The 16,844-nt window shown below is 66.7% G+C and carries 11 protein-coding genes; 8 read left to right on the forward strand and 3 right to left on the reverse strand.

The genetic code is table 11. The annotated features are described in order from the left end of the window. The first annotated feature begins 64 nt into the window (after positions 1 to 64). The 5 genes from HL653_RS14090 to HL653_RS14110 all read left to right on the forward strand — a co-directional run bounded on the left by HL653_RS14090 (position 65) and on the right by HL653_RS14110 (position 10,483). Positions 65 to 1,456, forward strand: coding sequence for a cytochrome c family protein (locus tag HL653_RS14090; RefSeq protein ID WP_253716873.1), 1,392 nt, complete (start codon positions 65 to 67; stop codon positions 1,454 to 1,456). Continuing rightward, a complete protein-coding gene (locus HL653_RS14095) occupies positions 1,453 to 3,441 on the forward strand; it encodes a heme-binding protein (protein WP_253716875.1) in 1,989 nt (662 codons plus the stop codon). The genes HL653_RS14090 and HL653_RS14095 overlap by 4 nt, the downstream gene beginning before the upstream one ends. After that, a complete protein-coding gene (locus HL653_RS14100; protein WP_171745075.1) occupies positions 3,422 to 5,512 on the forward strand; it encodes a hypothetical protein in 2,091 nt (696 codons plus the stop codon). Before HL653_RS14095 ends, HL653_RS14100 begins: the two co-directional genes overlap by 20 nt. Further along, positions 5,512 to 9,519, forward strand: a complete 4,008-nt coding sequence (locus HL653_RS14105; protein WP_171745076.1) for a multiheme c-type cytochrome — start codon at positions 5,512 to 5,514, stop codon at positions 9,517 to 9,519. The genes HL653_RS14100 and HL653_RS14105 overlap by 1 nt, the downstream gene beginning before the upstream one ends. Positions 9,520 to 10,276: 757 nt before the next feature. Beyond that, positions 10,277 to 10,483, forward strand: a complete 207-nt coding sequence (locus HL653_RS14110; protein ID WP_171745077.1) for a hypothetical protein — start codon at positions 10,277 to 10,279, stop codon at positions 10,481 to 10,483. 244 nt (positions 10,484 to 10,727) lie between these two features. On the opposite strand, the gene HL653_RS14115 is transcribed toward HL653_RS14110, so the two are convergent. Continuing rightward, positions 10,728 to 12,509 (reverse strand): ABC-F family ATP-binding cassette domain-containing protein, encoded by a 1,782-nt coding sequence (locus HL653_RS14115; protein ID WP_171745078.1) that lies wholly within the window; start codon positions 12,507 to 12,509, stop codon positions 10,728 to 10,730. A 171-nt stretch (positions 12,510 to 12,680) separates the two neighbouring features. Here HL653_RS14115 and HL653_RS14120 point away from each other — a divergent pair, with 171 nt between their 5' ends. From HL653_RS14120 to HL653_RS14130, 3 genes are all read left to right on the forward strand, one after another. Further along, complete coding sequence (locus tag HL653_RS14120; RefSeq protein WP_171745079.1) at positions 12,681 to 12,989, forward strand: PepSY domain-containing protein; 309 nt, start codon at positions 12,681 to 12,683, stop codon at positions 12,987 to 12,989. Between the two features lie 73 nt (positions 12,990 to 13,062). Further along, positions 13,063 to 13,728, forward strand: a complete 666-nt coding sequence (locus HL653_RS14125) for a response regulator transcription factor (protein WP_171746988.1) — start codon at positions 13,063 to 13,065, stop codon at positions 13,726 to 13,728. A 116-nt stretch (positions 13,729 to 13,844) separates the two neighbouring features. Then, positions 13,845 to 15,242 (forward strand): ATP-binding protein, encoded by a 1,398-nt coding sequence (locus HL653_RS14130; RefSeq protein ID WP_253718108.1) that lies wholly within the window; start codon positions 13,845 to 13,847, stop codon positions 15,240 to 15,242. Positions 15,243 to 15,268: 26 nt separating this feature from the next. Here the strand turns inward: HL653_RS14130 and HL653_RS14135 are convergent, their stop codons facing one another. After that, on the reverse strand, positions 15,269 to 15,721 hold the full coding sequence (locus HL653_RS14135; protein WP_171745080.1) for a hypothetical protein: 453 nt from the start codon (positions 15,719 to 15,721) through the stop codon (positions 15,269 to 15,271). Positions 15,722 to 15,870: 149 nt separating this feature from the next. Beyond that, positions 15,871 to 16,722, reverse strand: coding sequence for a TorF family putative porin (locus tag HL653_RS14140; protein WP_171745081.1), 852 nt, complete (start codon positions 16,720 to 16,722; stop codon positions 15,871 to 15,873). Positions 16,723 to 16,844 lie beyond the last annotated feature (122 nt).

Consider the following 16,844-nt stretch of genomic DNA (forward strand, 5'->3'; position numbering starts at 1 on the left):
GTTACGCCTATGGCCTCTTTGCCCGACTTTCGCTAACCGATGACGGACGGAGCGGGGGCGACGGGTGGGGCTTGAGAAAAACCGGACGGGACGCATCGCGCTGACCACCCTGGTGGTCGCGGCCTTCGCCGTTCTCGCGATCCTCTGTTTCGCAGGTCCCAAAGGCGATCGGGCCGAGGCCGCAACCCGCATTTCCGGCGCCGAACATCTGGGCGTGGCTTCCTGCGCCGGCACCACCTGCCACGGCCGGCAGGAGGCCGATGGCGCCGTCGTACGGCAGGACGAAATCCTGCGCTGGCAGGACGAATCGAGCCAGGCCGGCGCGCACAGCCGCGCGTGGCGCGTGCTGGGCCAGCCGCGCGGGCTCGCGATCGCGGCCAAGCTGGGCATCGGCGATCCGCAGAAGGCGGGCGAATGCCTCGGCTGCCATGCCGATCCGGCGCCGACTCGCGGGCCGCGCTGGACCGTGTCCGACGGGGTCGGCTGCGAATCGTGCCACGGCGGCGCGAATGCGCCGTGGCTGAGCAGCCATTATGCGGTGGGCGCGACGCATGCCTCCAACGTGAAGGGCGGGCTCACCCCGATCGACGAACCTTCGGCGCGCGCGGACCGCTGCCTCGACTGCCATTTCGGCAGCGCGCGCGAAGGCCAGTTCGTCGACCATCGGATCATGGCGGCGGGCCATCCGCGTATCTCGTTCGAGCTCGACCTGTTCACGACGCTGGAGCAGCATTGGAACGAGGATGCGGACTATCTGAAGCGCAAGGGCGCCTCCTCGCCGATCAAGAGCTGGGCGGTGGGCCAGGCGGCGGCGGTGGGCCGCGCGCTCAGCGTCTATTCGGGGCCGCGTGGGGTCGCGGGCGTATTCGCCGAACCCTATTTCTTCGATTGCCACAGCTGCCACCGGCGCATTTCCGACGATGCCGATTTCAAGCCGATCTCGCTGCCCAATCCGGAGCGGCCGACGCCGGTGGGCGTGCCGCCCTTCCAGGACGAGAATATGATCATGCTGTCGGCGGCGGCGAAAGTGGTCGCGCCGGCCGAAGGGCAGCGCTTCGACGCGGCGGCGCGCGGTTTCCATGTCGCGCTGACGCAGGGGCGGCCGCAGGCGCTGGCGGCCGCCGGTCGGCTGAAGTCGGCGGCGGGCGCGCTGGAGAGCGCGATGGCGAGCCGGACCTTCTCGACCGCCGAGACGCGCGCGATCGTGGCGGCGATCGCGGCCGAGGGCGGGCGGCGCTACACCGATTATGAGGCGAGCGCGCAGGCGGTGATGGGCCTCGATACATTGCTCAACGCGCTGGTGAAGCAGGGCGCGGTGACGAAGGAGCAGGCGGGCGGCGCGCGCGGGCCGATCGACGCCGCCTATCGCGCGGTGCGCGATCCCAACGCCTACAAGCCGCTGGAATTCCGGGCCGCTTTCCAGCGCGCCGCATCCGCCGTCGGGGGGCTGCATTGAGCCCAGCCCGTCGCCTGATCGGCGCGTTCGTAGCCTGCGCGTTCCTCCTCTCCTCCTGCGGCGGCGGGGGAAGCGGCAGCGGCGTGCTGGCGAGCGATCCCACCACCGGGACGACCAGCCCGACCACACCCAATTTCACGCCGCCCGCGCAGGAAGCGCTGACGACGGCCGATGTCGGCAAGATCATCGCGCAGGCGGCGGGCGAGGCGACGGCGCGGGGCATGCCTTCCGTGATCGCCATCTCCGATCGCGTGGGCAATATTCTGGCCGTCTATAACATGACCGGCGCCAGGCCGACGGCGATGATCCCGACGCCGCCCTCCGGCACCAATCTCGACGTGCAGGGCGCGACGATCCCGGCGGCGGGCGGCGCGATCGCGAAGGCGGTGACGGCGGCCTATCTGTCGAGCGGCGGCAACGCCTTCACCACGCGCACCGCCAGCCAGATCGTGCAGCAGCATTTCCCGCCCGCGCCGACCACGGTGGGTCTGGAGAGCGGGCCGCTGTTCGGCGTGCAGTTCAGCCAATTGCCCTGCTCGGACCTGTCGGCGCGCTATGTCCCGACCGGCGGCGCGGCGGCCCTGATCGGCCCCAAGCGGTCCCCGCTGGGGCTTTCGGCCGATCCGGGCGGCATCCCGCTCTACAAGAATGGCGTGATCGTCGGCGGCATCGGCGTGATGGGCGACGGCGTCTATGGCCTCGACGCCAACACGCTCGACGTGGATGTCGACGACGAGGAATATATCGCGCTGGCGGGCACGATCGGCTTCCAGCCGCCCGCCGCGATCACCGCCGACAAGATCACGGTCGACGGCACGACGTTGCGCTTCATCGATGCGACGACAAGCGGGCTGAAGAGCAATCCCGCCCAGGCGCCGGCCTTCGCCAGCCTGACCTCGGGCGCGCTCGTCCCGGTGCGCGGCTATTTCGCGGAGACGGGGACGCCCGCTCTGCTGGCCGGGCAGGCTTATGGCACGGAGGCGTCGGGCATCCGCGCCTCGACCACGGCCGAGTTCTCGAACCGCGACGCTTATGTGCTGACGGACGGATCGGGCACCAATCGCTTCCCGGTGATCGCCGCGACCGACGGGGGCGATGTCGCCCAGCCGCTGACGCAGGCCGAGGTCCGCACGATCCTGGAGGAAGCCTTCACGATCATGACGCGGGCGAGGGGGCAGATCCGCCGCCCGCTGGACAGCCGCGCGCAGGTGTCGATCACGGTGGTGGATACGCGCGGCGTGTCGCTGGGGCTGGTGCGCGCGCCCGATGCGCCGATCTTCGGCACGGACGTGGCGCTGCAGAAGGCGCGTACGGCCGCCTTCTTCTCGGGCGCGCAGGCGGGGGCGAACCTGCAGGCCGATCCCTCCGCCGACGTGCGCGGGTTCGTCGCCGCCGATCGCGGCTTTCTGGGTGACCAGACCTCGCTGACGGGCAAGTTCGCGTTTACCGATCGCGCCAACGGCAATCTCTCGCGCCCTTATTTCCCGGACGGCGAAGTGGGGCGGCCCAACGGCCCCTTCTCGCGCCCGATCGCGCAGTGGAGCCCCTTCTCGACCGGGCTGCAGTCCGCGCTGATCGCGACCAATCTGGTCGAGCATCTGACCTATGTGACCGACCGGACGGGCACGGTGCGCGATACGGATCCGCGCTGCACCAAGCTGCCGACGACGGCATCGGGCAAGGCGCGCATCGCCAACGGCATCCAGATCTTCCCCGGATCGGTGCCGATCTATCGCGGCAACGTACTGGTGGGCGGCATTGGCGTATCCGGCGACGGCATCGACCAGGACGACATGATCTCGTTCCTCGGCCTCTACAATGCGGGCAACAAGCTGAACACGGGCGTGGCCAACGCGCCCGCCGCGATCCGCGCGGACCAGATCGTCGTCAATCTCGGCGATAAGAGCGTGCGTCTGCGCTTTATCGGCTGCCCGTTCGCGCCGTTCCTCGACACGAGCGATCAAGATGCCTGCTCGGGCAAATAGGGGCCTTTGGCTCTGGCTGCTGGCGGGGGCGGCGGCTACGCCCGCTTTCGCGCAGACGGCCGGACCGGGCGCCGGCAAGGCCGAGCCCGCGTCCCCGATCCTGTGTGCCGAGCCGGTCGATGGCGTACCCACGCCTTTGATCACGGCGGGGCCGCGAAATTGTCTGACGCAGGCCGAGGTGGATGCCGCGCGGACGGCGGCGCCTTTGCCCAAGCGCTCCGACGTGCCCAATCCGACGCCCGCGGCGCAGCTCGTCCCGGCTCCGCCCGCGCCGGCGGTGGATCATCAGGCGCTCGAGCCGCAGCCGGTCTTCCCCGAGGTCGATCCGATCCTGAAGGGGCGTCGCCGCCCCGGTGCGGCGCGGCCCGCGCTGCCGGATGCGATCGTGCAGGACAATCCGGGCGCGGTCCGCCCGCCACCGCCCAGCGCTTTCCCGACCGAGGAAATCCCGATCCCGGATCGCTGGCGCCTGATCTCGGCGCTCTGCCCGGACCGGAATTACGTGGCCGTGCAGGCCGTGTGCCACAACAAGCGCGACCCCTATCACCAGAATCTGCTGAAGGGCGACAAACCGCTCGATCCGCACAAATTCCCGCTGCCGATCAAGGGCGACGACTGGTTCCTCGTCCTTTCGGGTACGTCCGACACGATCTTCGAGCCGCGCTCCTTCCCGACGCCGGTGGGCGTGCAGACGACGGCCAATCCGGGCAGCCTCGACGTGTTCGGCAAGGGCGACAGCATCGTCTTCGCGCAGACCTTCATCGCCAGCGCCGGGCTGATCAAGGGATCGACGGCGTTCATGCCGCCGCACATCGAATATCGCGTCACGCTCGCCTACAACGTCAATTATGTCGACGTGAACGAGCGGCGTATCCTGAACGTGCGCCCGTCCGCGCCGACGCACCGCACGGACCACTTTCTGGGCGTGCAGGAAGCGTTCTTCGATTATCATCTGCGGAACGTCTCCGACCGCTATGATTTCGACAGCCTGCGCGTCGGCATTCAGGAATTTCAGGCCGATTTCCGTGGCTTCCTGTTCAACGACAGCGCGCTCGCGATTCGCCTGTTCGGCAATCGCGACAATAACCGCTTCCAGTATAATCTCGCCGTCTTCCGCCGGCTGGAGAAGGATACGAACAGCGGGCTGAACGATGTCACCCGGACGCCGCGCAACGATTATGTGTTCCTGGCGAACCTCTATCGGCAGGATCTGCCCGTACCGGGTTTCACGAGCCAGCTGATCGGCGTCTATAATCGCAACCGCGAGGGCAATGACGTCCAGATCGACACGAATGGCTTCCCGGTGCGCCCGGCTCTGCTGGGCGATCTGCGCGGGCACGATTACGACGCTTATTATATCGGCTATAATGGCGACGGCCATTTCGACCGGCTGAACCTGACCGTGTCGGCCTACGGCGTATTCGGGCGCGACAGCCACAATTTCCTGACGGGCGAGCGCAACACGATCCGCGCCTTCTTCGCGGCGGCCGAGCCCTCGATCGATTTTTCCTGGGTGCGCGTGCGCGGGGCGGCGATGTTCGCGAGCGGCGACAGCAATCCCTACGACAAGACCGAGACCGGCTATGACGCCATTCTCGAAAACCCGATCTTCGCGGGCGCGGACACGTCCTACTGGATCCGGCAGACGATCCCGTTCGCGGGCGGCGGGCGCGTGATCGGCGTGAACGGGCGCAACGGCATGCTGGCCGATCTGCGCTCGTCCAAGGATCAGGGCCAGTCCAACTTCATCAATCCCGGCACGGTGCTGGCGGGCGGCGGCGCGGATTTCGACCTGACGCCGACCCTGCGGATCTCGGGCAATGCGAACCATCTGTGGTTCCAGACGACCAAGGTGCTGCAGGCGCTGCGCTCCGAAGGATCGATCCCCCGGTCGATCGGCTGGGATCTGTCGGCGGCCGCGATCTGGCGCCCCAAGATGACGCAGAACATCGTCTTCCGCCTCTCCGGCTCCACGCTCCTGGCGGGCAAGGGCTTTCAGGATCTGTTCGCCCAGCAGAACAAATCGAAGGCCTATTATTCCGTGCTCGCCAACGTGATCCTGAGCTACTGATGCGGCGGCGGCTTTCCTCTCTTCTCCGCCACGGAAAGTGGCTGGGGCTGGCGGCGTTGCTGCTCGCTTTCGCGGCCTTGCTACCCGCCACGCGCTCGCTGGCGTCCGAGAGCGAGAAGCCGCACTTCATCACCTATCCGGTGACGCCGGCCGCGCCGCAGAGCCAGACCAAGGACGAGGCGCACGCCAAGTCCGAAGGCTGTATGGATTGCCATTCGGCTAGCGACACGCTGACGATGCACAAGAATGACGCGGTCGTGCTGGGCTGCACCGATTGCCACGGTGGCAATCCCGCGATCCGCGTGGGGCCGGGGCTGAAGCCGGACGACGCCACCTATGTGGCCGCGCGCGACAAGGCGCATGTGCTGCCGCGCTACCCCGAAAGCTGGGGCTGGCCGAAGTCCGCCAATCCGAAGCGCAGCTACACATTGCTCAATCGCGAGGCGCCCGAATATATCCGCTTCGTCAATCCGTCCGACTATCGCGTGGCGCGGCTGGCGTGCGGCGCGTGCCATCTCGAGACGATCGAGGCGGCCGAGCGCTCGCTGATGTCGACGGGCGCGATGCTGTGGGGCGGGGCCGCCTATAATAACGGCATCCTGCCCTACAAGAATTACATCACGGGCGAGGCCTACACGAAGGCCGGCGAGCCGGCGAAACTGCTGTCTCCGGGCACGCCCGTGGGCACGGTGACGCCGCAGCAGGCCGCGCGCGGCGCGCTGCCTCTGCTCTATCCGCTGCCGACGTGGCAGGTGGTGCCGCCGGCCGACGTGTTCCGGGTGTTCGAGCGGGGCGGCCGCACGATCGGCAGCCAGTTCGCCGAGATCGGCCTGCCCAATCCCTCGGGATCGATCCAGAAGCTGGACGAGAATGGCCGACCCGAACTGAAGCAGTCGAACCGCGGGCCGGGCACCGGCATCCGCGTCGCGATCCCGGTGCTGAACATCCACAAGACGCGCCTCAATGATCCGTACATGTGGTTCATGGGCACGAACGACCAGCCGGGCGACTATCGCAATTCGGGCTGCGCGGGCTGCCATGTCGTCTATGCGAACGATCGCGATCCCAAGCACAGCCTGACCTGGGCCTCCTACGGCCGCGACGGGCAGACCGGCACCAAGGACCCGACGATCGCGAACCTGATGGAGCGCGCGGCGGCGGACTTGCACGGCGCGCATGACAAGCCCGCCGGCCATCCCGTGCTGGACGGCGAGAAGGAGCGCGGCCACCCGATCGAGCACGCCTTCACCCGTGCCATCCCGACCGCCCAGTGCATGAACTGCCACATGCACCAGCCGAACATCTTCCTGAACTCCTACCTCGGCTACACGATGTGGGATTATGAATCCGACGCGCCGTTGATGTGGCCGGAGAAGCAGAAATACCCCACAGCGGCCGAGACGCGCGAAGTGGAGGAGCGCAACCCCGAAGCCGCGAGCCCGCGCGGCAAGTGGAGCGACGTGGAGTTCCTGCGCCGCGTCTATGACGACGTGAACCCGTCCGCCAAGGACACGCAGTTCGCCGATTATCACGGCCATGGCTGGAATTTCCGCGGCATCTTCAAGCGCGATCGCGAGGGCAATTTGCTGGACAAGGACGGCAAGATCGTCTCGCCCGACGATCCCGAGAAGTTCAGCAAGAAGGGCATGCCGGACTTCGCGCCGGTGGGCGAGCAGAAGGGCAAGGCGGTCCACCTGATGGACATCCATGCCGAGAAGGGCCTGCAATGCGCGGACTGCCATTTCGCGCAGGACAGCCACGGCAACGGCCTGATCTACGGCGAAGTCGCCAATGCGGTGGAGATCGGCTGCAAGGATTGCCACGGCACTGCCGATGCCTTCCCGACGCTGAAAACGAGCGGCCCGGCCGCCCGGCCCGGCGGCAACGATCTGAGCGTGCTGCGCAATGGCGATGGCCGCCGCCGGTTCGAATGGACAACGGGCGCCGCCGGTGAGCGCGTCCTGATCCAGCGCTCGATCGTCGACCCGAAGCTCGAGTGGAAAGTGTCGCTGGTCAAGAATTCGGTCGATCGCGCCCTCCCGGAATTCAACGTGAAGGCGGCGCGCGCCAAGCTGATGGGCCGGGAGGGCGTGGAGACGGGCCGCTTCGCCTTCGGCCCCGGCGTGGCGCCCGATGCCCGCGCGCATGATCCGAACAAGATGGCCTGCTTCACCTGCCATCTGTCGTGGACGACGTCGTGCGGCGGCTGCCATCTGCCGATCGAGGCGAACTGGAAGACCAAGGAGCATCACTTCAAGGGTGACGAGGAGACGCGCAACTTCGCGACCTACAACCCGCAGGTGGCGCGCGAGGACATGTTCCAGCTCGGCATCCACATGACGACCAAGGGCAATGAGATCGCGCCGGTGCGATCGACCTCGGCGCTGGTGCTGTCCTCCACCAACATCAATCGCGAACGCATCTATATCCAGCAGGCGCCGATCTCCTCGATCGGCTTCTCGAGCCAGGCGTTCGCGCCGCATTTCCCGCATACGGTGCGGACGACCGAGACGAAGACCTGCTCGGACTGCCACCTGTCCGCCGCGAACGACAATAATGCGATCATGGCGCAGCTGATGCTGACCGGCACGGGCAGCGTGAACTTCATGGGGCTCAACGCCTGGCTCGGGCTGGAAGGCGGCGTGGAGGCCGTGCGCGTGACCGAGTGGCAGGAGCCGCAGGCCGTGATCGGCTCCTATCTGCAGCGTTACGCCTATCCCGACTGGTACAAATTGCACGTCGACCGCAACAAGCGCGAGCTGGTCGACTGGAACCGGGGCGCGACGTTCGACAAGAAGATGTCGGGCGAGACCAATCCGGTCGAATCCTTCCGCAACATCGTCCAGAAGGCGGGCGGCAATGCTGCCTGCGTGCAGTTGCGCGGCGAATATCTGTTCGTGGCCGAGGGCAAGGGGGGCTTCCGCGTCTATGACGTCGCCTCGGTCGCCAACAAGGGCTATTCGGACAAGATCACGAGCGCGCCTTTCTCGCCGCTGGGCCAGCGCGATCATGTCGGTTCCGCCAACGCGACCTGCATGGCGCTGCCGACCAACCAGCCGATCAACCCGCTCCGCAACACCGCCGCGATGCGCGCGATGAACCAGGAGCAGGCCTTCGATCCGATCTATCATTATGCGGCGGTGACGGACGCGAAGGAGGGGCTGATCCTCGTCAATGTCGACACGCTGGCCGATGGCGAGCCGCGCAACAATTTCCTCAAGCGCGCGGTGACGTGGAATGCGGGCAACGTGCTGGCGGGCGCGCGGCATATCCAGCTGGCGGGCCACATCGCCTACATCACGGCGGACGTGGGCCTCGTCGTCGTGGACCTCGCCGATCCGCTGCGGCCGAAGCTGGCCGCGACCGTGCCGCTGAAGGATGCGCGGGCGAGCGCGATCCAGTTCCGGTATCTCTGGGTGACGACGGCCGAGGGGCTGCGCGTGCTGGACGTGACGAAGCTGACGGCGCCGAAGCTGCTGCCCGCGATCGTGCCGCTGGCCGATGCGCGCCGGCTCTATGTCGCGCGCACCTATGCCTATGTCGCGGCGGGGGCGGACGGTCTGGTGATCGTCAACGTCACCAATCCCGAGGCGCCGGTCGTCTACCAGAAGGTGACGTTCGACGGGCGGATGGTGGATGCGTCCGACGTCGTGATCGGCGCGACCAACGCCTCGCTCTTCGCCTATGTGGCGGACGGCAAAGCGGGCCTGAAGGTGATCCAGTTGACGAGCCCGGCGAGCCAGCCCAATTTCTACGGCTTCTCGCCCGCGCCGAAGCCCGAGCTGATCGCCTGGGCGAAGACGCCGGCCCCGGCGCGCGCGCTTTCGCGCGGCCTCGACCGCGATCGCGCGGTGGACGAGACGGGCGGCCAGATCGCGATCTTCGGCCGCGTCGGCTCGCGGCCGTTCACGCGGCCCGAAATGGAGCGGTTCTTCCTCAATTCGCGCGGCGTGCCGTGGAAGGTGATGGATCACGCCGACCTCAAGGATTGGGCGGCGGCGCGATAGGGCGCAGACCGCCGCGGCGCGCCCGATCTGGCGGCACGGCGGCCCGAAATGGCCGGGACGCACGAGGCGCTCGAATGTCCGGCCGCTGTCTGGGGCGCGAGAGACCCGGCGCGATCCCCGCGACGTGGCGGACGGGGCGTTTCGGCACGGCGGCGTCAGCGCTGCGAGATCGACCTCAGGACGGATCGGCAGTCAGCATTTCGATCCTCCCCTGCAAGGGGAGGTGACGGCGCAAGGGTTGACGGAGGGCGCGCGCCGTCAGCGGGAATCCCCGTCCGCCAGCCTCCGGCCGATCCTCAGTTCGGGTTGCCCAGGTCCGGCATGGCCAAGATCGTCCGGGATACGACCCGACCCGGAAGGCTGAAGCATCGCGGGCGGGCAATTGTGCCGCCAAAAAAACTGATCGGATACGGATGGTTTATCTGGCCATTGTCACTGCGGAACGGGTTCGTGCCGATAAAATCGTCGGCCGCCGAGTGATCCACTTGCTGCGGCTGCGAAGTGCAAATGTTAAGGGCCGTGCGTCACGGCCTCTCGCCAATAGAGGGAAATAAGCCCGAATTGTTTCGGCTGTGATCCGCATATTGCGCGGCGCATCATATCCAGTTGGGGCTATTCGCTGGCGAACAACTTGGTTGCCATCTTCCCGCACCGGCGCCCGGCCCCGCATCCTTGCCTGAGTTATCCTTCAGTATCCGTGAGGATTATATAAACCAACTCCGTCTAGTGACGTGGCTGATTCCTCTGGAGGCGTGTCGTGCTCGCGTTCGTTGTTCTGGCTTTGATTCCCTATCTCGTCATCGCCTTCGCCATCGGCCGGGTTCTGGGCGCGGCGGACGACCAGCGTGATCGCGAGCGGACGGAGGCGGGCTTGCCGCCTTATGAGGATGTTCCCGGTCCGGTCGTCACCTCTGCGGGCGAGCCGCAGCCCGCTCCGATCTCCCGCATTCTGCCCCACCGCTGAACCAGCGGGTCCAGAGGCGGATCGACGTTCGGCGATTGGAACGGCCGCTTTCGGGACATCGTCACCCTGAACCCTTCGACAGGCTCAGGACAGGCTCGTTTCAGGGGCCATGACCCGACCGTTGAACCAAGCCGACCCGTCAGGTCATGAATGCTGAAACGAGTTCAGCATGACCGTCTGGAATAATATCCGGCACAGTCTTTCAAGCGATCCGAATGTCCATCCGGTCTGGAGGCGGCCGGGGTCAGGCCAGCCCTTCGGCCATTTCCGCCAGTTCCAGCCAGCGCAGTTCGGCTTCCTCCTTGCGGGCGCGGGCCTTATCCAGCGCGGCCATCAGGCTGTCGAAGCGCTTGGGATCGCGCGCATAGAGATCGGGATCGGCCAGCGCCGCTTCGTCGCGGGTGATGGCGGCTTCCAGCTTCTCGATCTCAGTGGGTAGCAGATCGAGGTCGCGCTGGTCCTTGTAGCTGAGCTTGGCCTTCGCTTTAGGCGGGGCGGCGGGCTCGGCCTTCGGGGCCGCCGCCTTGGCGCGCAGCTCCGGCCTGGGGCCGCGCTGCTTTTCCCAATCGGCATAGCCGCCCGCGACCACATCGATCTTGCCCGATCCGTCGAGGCCGAGCGTGACCGTCACCGTGCGATCGAGGAAGTCGCGATCGTGGCTGACGATCAGGACGGTGCCGTCATAATCGGAGATCACCTCCTGCAGCAGATCGAGCGTCTCGAGGTCGAGATCGTTGGTCGGTTCGTCCAGCACGAGCAGGTTGGAATGGCGGGCGAATTCGCGGGCGAGCAGCAGGCGCGAGCGCTCGCCGCCCGAAAGCGTGCCAACTTTCGCATCGATCATGTTGGGATCGAACAGGAATTCCTTGAGATAGCCGATCACGTGCTTGCGCTCGCCCAGCACGTCGATCCAGTCGCCACCGTCCGCGAGAATGTCGCGGATGCGCTTTTCGGGTGCCATCAGCTTGCGCTGCTGATCGATGACGATGCCATCCAGGGTCTGCGCGCGCTTCACCTTGCCCTCGTCGGGCTCGATCTCGCCGGTCAAAAGCTTGAGCAGGGTCGTCTTGCCCGCGCCGTTCGATCCGACCACGCCGATCCGGTCGCCGCGCGTGATGCGGAGCGAGAAATCCTGGATGATCGTGCGCTCGCCATAGCGCTTCGTCACATGCTCGGCATCGATCACGATCTTGGTGCGGGTGTCGTTGGCGGCGTGGACGATCTTGGCGGTGCCCTGCGGGCCGATCATCGCCGCGCGGGTGGCGCGCATCTCCATCAATTTGGCCTTGCGGCCTTCGTTGCGCGCGCGTCGGGCGGTGACGCCGCGCTGGAGCCAATGCTCCTCCAGCTTGAGCTTGGCATCGAGCCGCTCGGCGTTGCGCGCTTCCTCGGCATAGACCTGCTCGGTCCAGGCATCGAAGCCGCCGAAGCCCACTTCCTTGCGGCGGATCAGCCCGCGATCCAGCCACAAGGTCTGGCGGGTGAGGCGCGTGAGGAAGGTACGATCGTGGCTGATCGCGATGAAGGCGCCGCGATAACGGCCCAGCCATTCCTCCAGCCAGTCGATCGCGGCCAGATCGAGATGGTTGGTCGGCTCATCCAGCAGCAGCACGTCGGGATCCATCGCCAGCGCGCGGGCGATGGCGGCGCGGCGGCGCTCGCCGCCCGAGGCGGTGGCGGCCTCACGCGAGAGATCGATGCCGATCTGGTCGGCGATCGCCTCCACCTCATGCGCGACGGGCGCGTCGGGGCCGTTCAGCGCATAATCGCGGAGCGTGGCCATGCCGGTCATCGCCGGTTCCTGCTCCAGCAGGATCACGCGCGTGCCGGGCACGATCGTGCGGCGGCCCTCGTCCGCCTCGATCTGGCCGGCGAGCAGGCGGAGCAGCGTGGTCTTGCCCGCGCCGTTGCGGCCGATCAGCGCCAGCCGGTCCCGCTCGCCGACGTGGATGTCGAAATTGCGGAACAGCCAGCCGGAACCCTGGACGAGACCGACATTTTCGAAAGCGAGGACGGGGGCAGCCATGCGCCCCCGCTAGTCGATGTGGGCGCGCGCGTCATCCTCCCGTAACCCGAAGGATGGCAGATGCCCCGTCTCTCCTGACCTCTGCCTCTCCTGACAGATGCCCCGAAGCCACACCTGCGGCTTTTGAGCCATTCATGGGCTATTCAAGGCCATAACCCTATGCGACGCTCCATGCCGATGTTGAGGCCTCTTGTTGCCGCCGCCGCGGTTCTCGCCCTTGCGCCTGCCGTTCCGGCGGATGCTGGCCAGCGCCGTCGTGAGCAGGATCAGGTGCTGGATGCGCGGCAATCCGGGCAGGTGATGTCGCTGCGACAGATCGAGCAGCGCGTCGTGCCCCGTATGTCCGGCTTCGATTATCTCGGCCCCGAATTCGATCCGGGAACCGCGAGCTATCGGCTGAAGTTCATGCGGGCCGGATCCGTGGTGTGGATCGATGTCGATGCCCGCACCGGTGCGATCATCGGACGAACGGGAAATTGACCGGCGATTGAACCGCCCTTCCTGAACGACCATAAGCGGCGGCGTAACGAGATACGCCCCTTGGGAGACAATGATGCGCGTCCTGATCGTGGAAGACGAACCGAATCTGGGCCGCCAGTTGCGGGCGACCCTGGAGGGGGCGGGCTATGCGATCGACCTCGCCACCGATGGCGAGGATGGCCATTATCTCGGCTCGACCGAGGATTATGACGCGATCGTGCTGGATCTGGGCCTGCCCGAGGTGGACGGGCTGACGGTGCTGGATCGCTGGCGCAAGGAGGGCAAGGACATGCCCGTTCTGGTGCTGACGGCGCGCGACAGCTGGTCCGACAAGGTCGCCGGGCTCGATGCGGGCGCGGACGATTATCTCGCCAAGCCGTTCCAGACCGAGGAATTGATCGCGCGGCTGCGCGCGCTGATCCGCCGCGCTTCGGGCAACAGCTCGTCCGAACTGATCGCGGGCGACATCCGCCTCGATACGCGTTCGGGCAAGGTGACCAAGGCGGGCGAGCCCGTGAAGCTCACCGCCCAGGAATATAAGCTCCTGTCCTACCTGATGCACCACAAGGGCAAGGTGGTGAGCCGGACCGAGCTGATCGAGCATATTTACGATCAGGATTTCGATCGTGATTCCAACACGATCGAGGTGTTCGTTACGCGCATTCGCAAGAAACTGGGTGCCGAGGTGATCACCACCATCCGCGGGCTCGGCTATTCGCTCGACGAGAATGGCGGCTGAAGGTGGGTGCGGGCGTTGAACCGCCCCCGCCCGAACCATCCCGGCGCATGCCGCGCGGCTGGCGCTGGGTCGAGATGCCGGTCAATTTCCTTCGTATGCTTTTCGGGCGGCCGCTGATGGTCACCAACGGTCAGGATCCGATGCTGCATGTGGCGGCCCGCACGACGGGGTCGCTCACGCGGCGCATGATCGGCATCGCCGCGCTCTGGATCCTGCTGCTGCTGGTGGGCGGGGGCGTGGCGCTGGACCGCGTGCTGAACTCCGCGATCAGCCGCAATTTCGACGACCAGCTCGGCTATGTGCTGAACGCGATGATCGCGTCGGCCGAGCTGGATGCGGACGGCGAGGTGCGCTTCACGCGGCCGCTGGGCGACCAGCGCTTCCTGGAGCCGGCCTCCGGGCTTTATTATCAGGTGTCGGGCGACGGTCATGAGCCGTTCCGCTCGCGGTCCCTGTGGGATCGGACGCTGGAAAGCCCGACCCACCATTCCGATCTCGACACCCATATCTATGACAGCAAGCAGTTCAATTACGAACCGCTGCGCGTGATGGAACGGGATCTGCGCCTGCCGGGATCGCAGACGGTGTGGCGGTTCGAGGTGGCGCAGGGGCGCAATGGCCTCGACGAGCAGATCGCGATCCTCCGGCGGACCCTGGTGCGCTCCTTTGCAATCCTCGGGCTCGGGCTGATCGTGATGTCCGCGCTGCAGGCGACGTTCGGACTGTGGCCGCTCCGCAAGGTGCGGCGCGAGATTGCGGCGGTGCGCGCCGGGCGCAGCGCGCGCGTCAATGCGCGCCTGCCGATCGAGATTGCGCCGATGGTGGAGGAGTTGAACGACCTGCTCGCGCATAATGAGCGGCAGGCGGAAGAGGCGCGGCGCCATGCCGGCAATCTCGCCCACGCGCTGAAGACGCCGCTGACCGTGATCATGAACGAGGCGACGGCGAACAGCTCCGATCTGTGCCGCACCGTGATCCGCGAGGCGACAACGATGCGGCGGCAGGTGGATCACCATCTCGCCCGTGCGCGCGCCGTAGGGCGGCGTGGCGCCGCGCAGAGCGTGGCGGCGGTGTGGCCCTCGCTGGACGCGGTGGAACGCGCGGTGAGCCGGCTCTATCCGCAGGTGACGATCGATCTCGACGGCAACCGCGACGCGCGCGTGCGGATCGAGCGGCAGGATCTGGACGAGATGCTCGGCAATCTGATCGAGAATGCCGCCAAATATGGGGGAGGGCGCGTGTTCGCGACGGTCTGCCCGATCACGCGGGGGGTGAAGGGCGCGGACGGAAGCGTCGACATTCTGATCGAGGATGACGGCGTGGGCATTCCCGAGAGCCAGCGCCTCGCCATCTTCGAGCGCGGCGCGCGGCTGGATACGGGCAAGCCGGGCACGGGCCTCGGCCTCGCCATCGTGCGCGACGTGGCCGAGATTTACGGCGGGACGGTCACGCTGGAAGAGAGCGAGGATCTGGGCGGCCTGCTCGTGCGACTGACGCTGCCGGCGGCGGAATAAAGAGATCCGCCGGCATCCGGTCGGCGTCAGTTATAGTCGCAGCGTATCTCGCCGGGGAGAATGTCGATCTGCTGGAGGCCGAGCTTCGGCACCTCGCCCAGATCGATCGCGCATTCGCTGCCATCCTCATTCGCCTCGCAGCGCTCCTTGAAGCGACGGTTCATCGCGGGAATGAGGCGCGCGCTGTCGTCGTTCAGGAGCATGAAGGACAGGCTGGCCGGGGCATCGCGGATGATCTGAAGATCGCTGTAGAGCAGCCGGATGGCGACCTGGGAGATGCGTTCGCCATAAGCGGTGGCGCCGCCTTCGATGGCAAAGAACGCGTCGGTCGTGTCCCGCGTGCCGTCATTTTCGTGGAACGGCTCCAACTGGCTGACGAACCGCCGGGCGGCGGCGGCATTGGGCGGGCAGACGAGATCGACGGCGGACGCCTGCGTGGCGGCGGCCATCATCAGCCCCGTTGCGATCATCCATTTCATCGAAAGCCCCCCCCAACCATCACGTCGCGGTCTTTTGGCGGGCGGGGACGGGCGCGACAAGGGTGTTGCCGCCGTCATGCCGGGCGTTGCGAAGGAGCAGGAGGAAAAGGAGGCGAGGGGGATGCCCTCGCCTCCGGATGGTCATGGGATCAGAAGGCGGCGGTCAGCGTGGCCACCACCGTGGCGCCCGCAATCTGGCCGGTGCCGTCCTGCCCGCGCGTGAAGCTCGGTGCGAGGTAGGCGGCGTCCTTCTTGGAGATGTTGGTGTCGATATAGGCGACGCCGACCGTGAGCGGCGTGCCCGCGATCGTATAATCCACGCCCGCCAGCCAATCGACATATTCGCCGGTCGGCGCGACCGAGGTGGCGAACGGGCCGAGGCCCTTATTGCCGTTCGAATAGCCGAGATGCGCCTTCACGGTGAGGCCCGTGTTCGGGATCCCGCTGGAGACGTCACCCCAGACATAGACGTTCGCATTCTTGTCGCCGGGCTGGTCATAGACGCCGTTGGCGGCCGACGTGCCGTTCAGATACCAGGCGCCCAGCGCTTCCTGCTTGGGTGCATAAGCGACGCCGCCGAGCAGGTTGACCGGGCCGATCGTGGTGGACACCTTCACATAGGGCTCGAGGAAGTCCGTATTGTCGAAGCCCGACGGGTACATATACCAGGTGACGCCCGCGTCGACCGTGACGGTGTCGAACGTCTTCTTGAACCCGGCGACGAGATCCAGCTCCATATTGGCGCCGCCGAACGTGCCCCAGCCGGCGAGGTTGGAGCCCCATGTCGCGACATAGAGGCCGCTTTCATGTGCGATCGTGATGCCGCCCTGCACCGCCAGATTCCGGTCGCTCTGCGAAACGCCGCGGAAACGATAATCGGACGTGAGGCCGACGCTGCCGGAAATAGTGAAGGGTTTGGAAGGCGCTTCCTGGGCGGACGCGGAGCCGGCCGCGAGGCCGGCGAACGCAAGAGCCGCGAGGGCGGCGATGCGGTTACTCATAGAACATTCCCCTTTTTTTAGGATGAATGTTCCCCTGCAGCCAGAGGCTGTCCGTATCTCGACCGACGTGCGGCGGTACGTGCATCCCTCCGGATGACGTCGGTGCTACGCAGCTATTGCGA

Source organism: Sphingomonas sp. AP4-R1, assembly GCF_013113735.1.
Taxonomy (GTDB): Bacteria; Pseudomonadota; Alphaproteobacteria; order Sphingomonadales; family Sphingomonadaceae; genus Sphingomonas_I.

Coding starts and splice junctions, on each gene's coding strand:
- HL653_RS14100 (WP_171745075.1), top strand. CDS start 3,422: ATGCCTGCTCGGGCAAATAGGGGCCTTTGGCTCTGGCTGCTGGCGGGG.
- HL653_RS14105 (WP_171745076.1), top strand. CDS start 5,512: ATGCGGCGGCGGCTTTCCTCTCTTCTCCGCCACGGAAAGTGGCTGGGG.
- HL653_RS14115 (WP_171745078.1), bottom strand. CDS start 12,509: ATGGCTGCCCCCGTCCTCGCTTTCGAAAATGTCGGTCTCGTCCAGGGT.
- HL653_RS14120 (WP_171745079.1), top strand. CDS start 12,681: ATGCCGATGTTGAGGCCTCTTGTTGCCGCCGCCGCGGTTCTCGCCCTT.
- HL653_RS14125 (WP_171746988.1), top strand. CDS start 13,063: ATGCGCGTCCTGATCGTGGAAGACGAACCGAATCTGGGCCGCCAGTTG.
- HL653_RS14130 (WP_253718108.1), top strand. CDS start 13,845: ATGGTCACCAACGGTCAGGATCCGATGCTGCATGTGGCGGCCCGCACG.
- HL653_RS14135 (WP_171745080.1), bottom strand. CDS start 15,721: ATGAAATGGATGATCGCAACGGGGCTGATGATGGCCGCCGCCACGCAG.
- HL653_RS14140 (WP_171745081.1), bottom strand. CDS start 16,722: ATGAGTAACCGCATCGCCGCCCTCGCGGCTCTTGCGTTCGCCGGCCTC.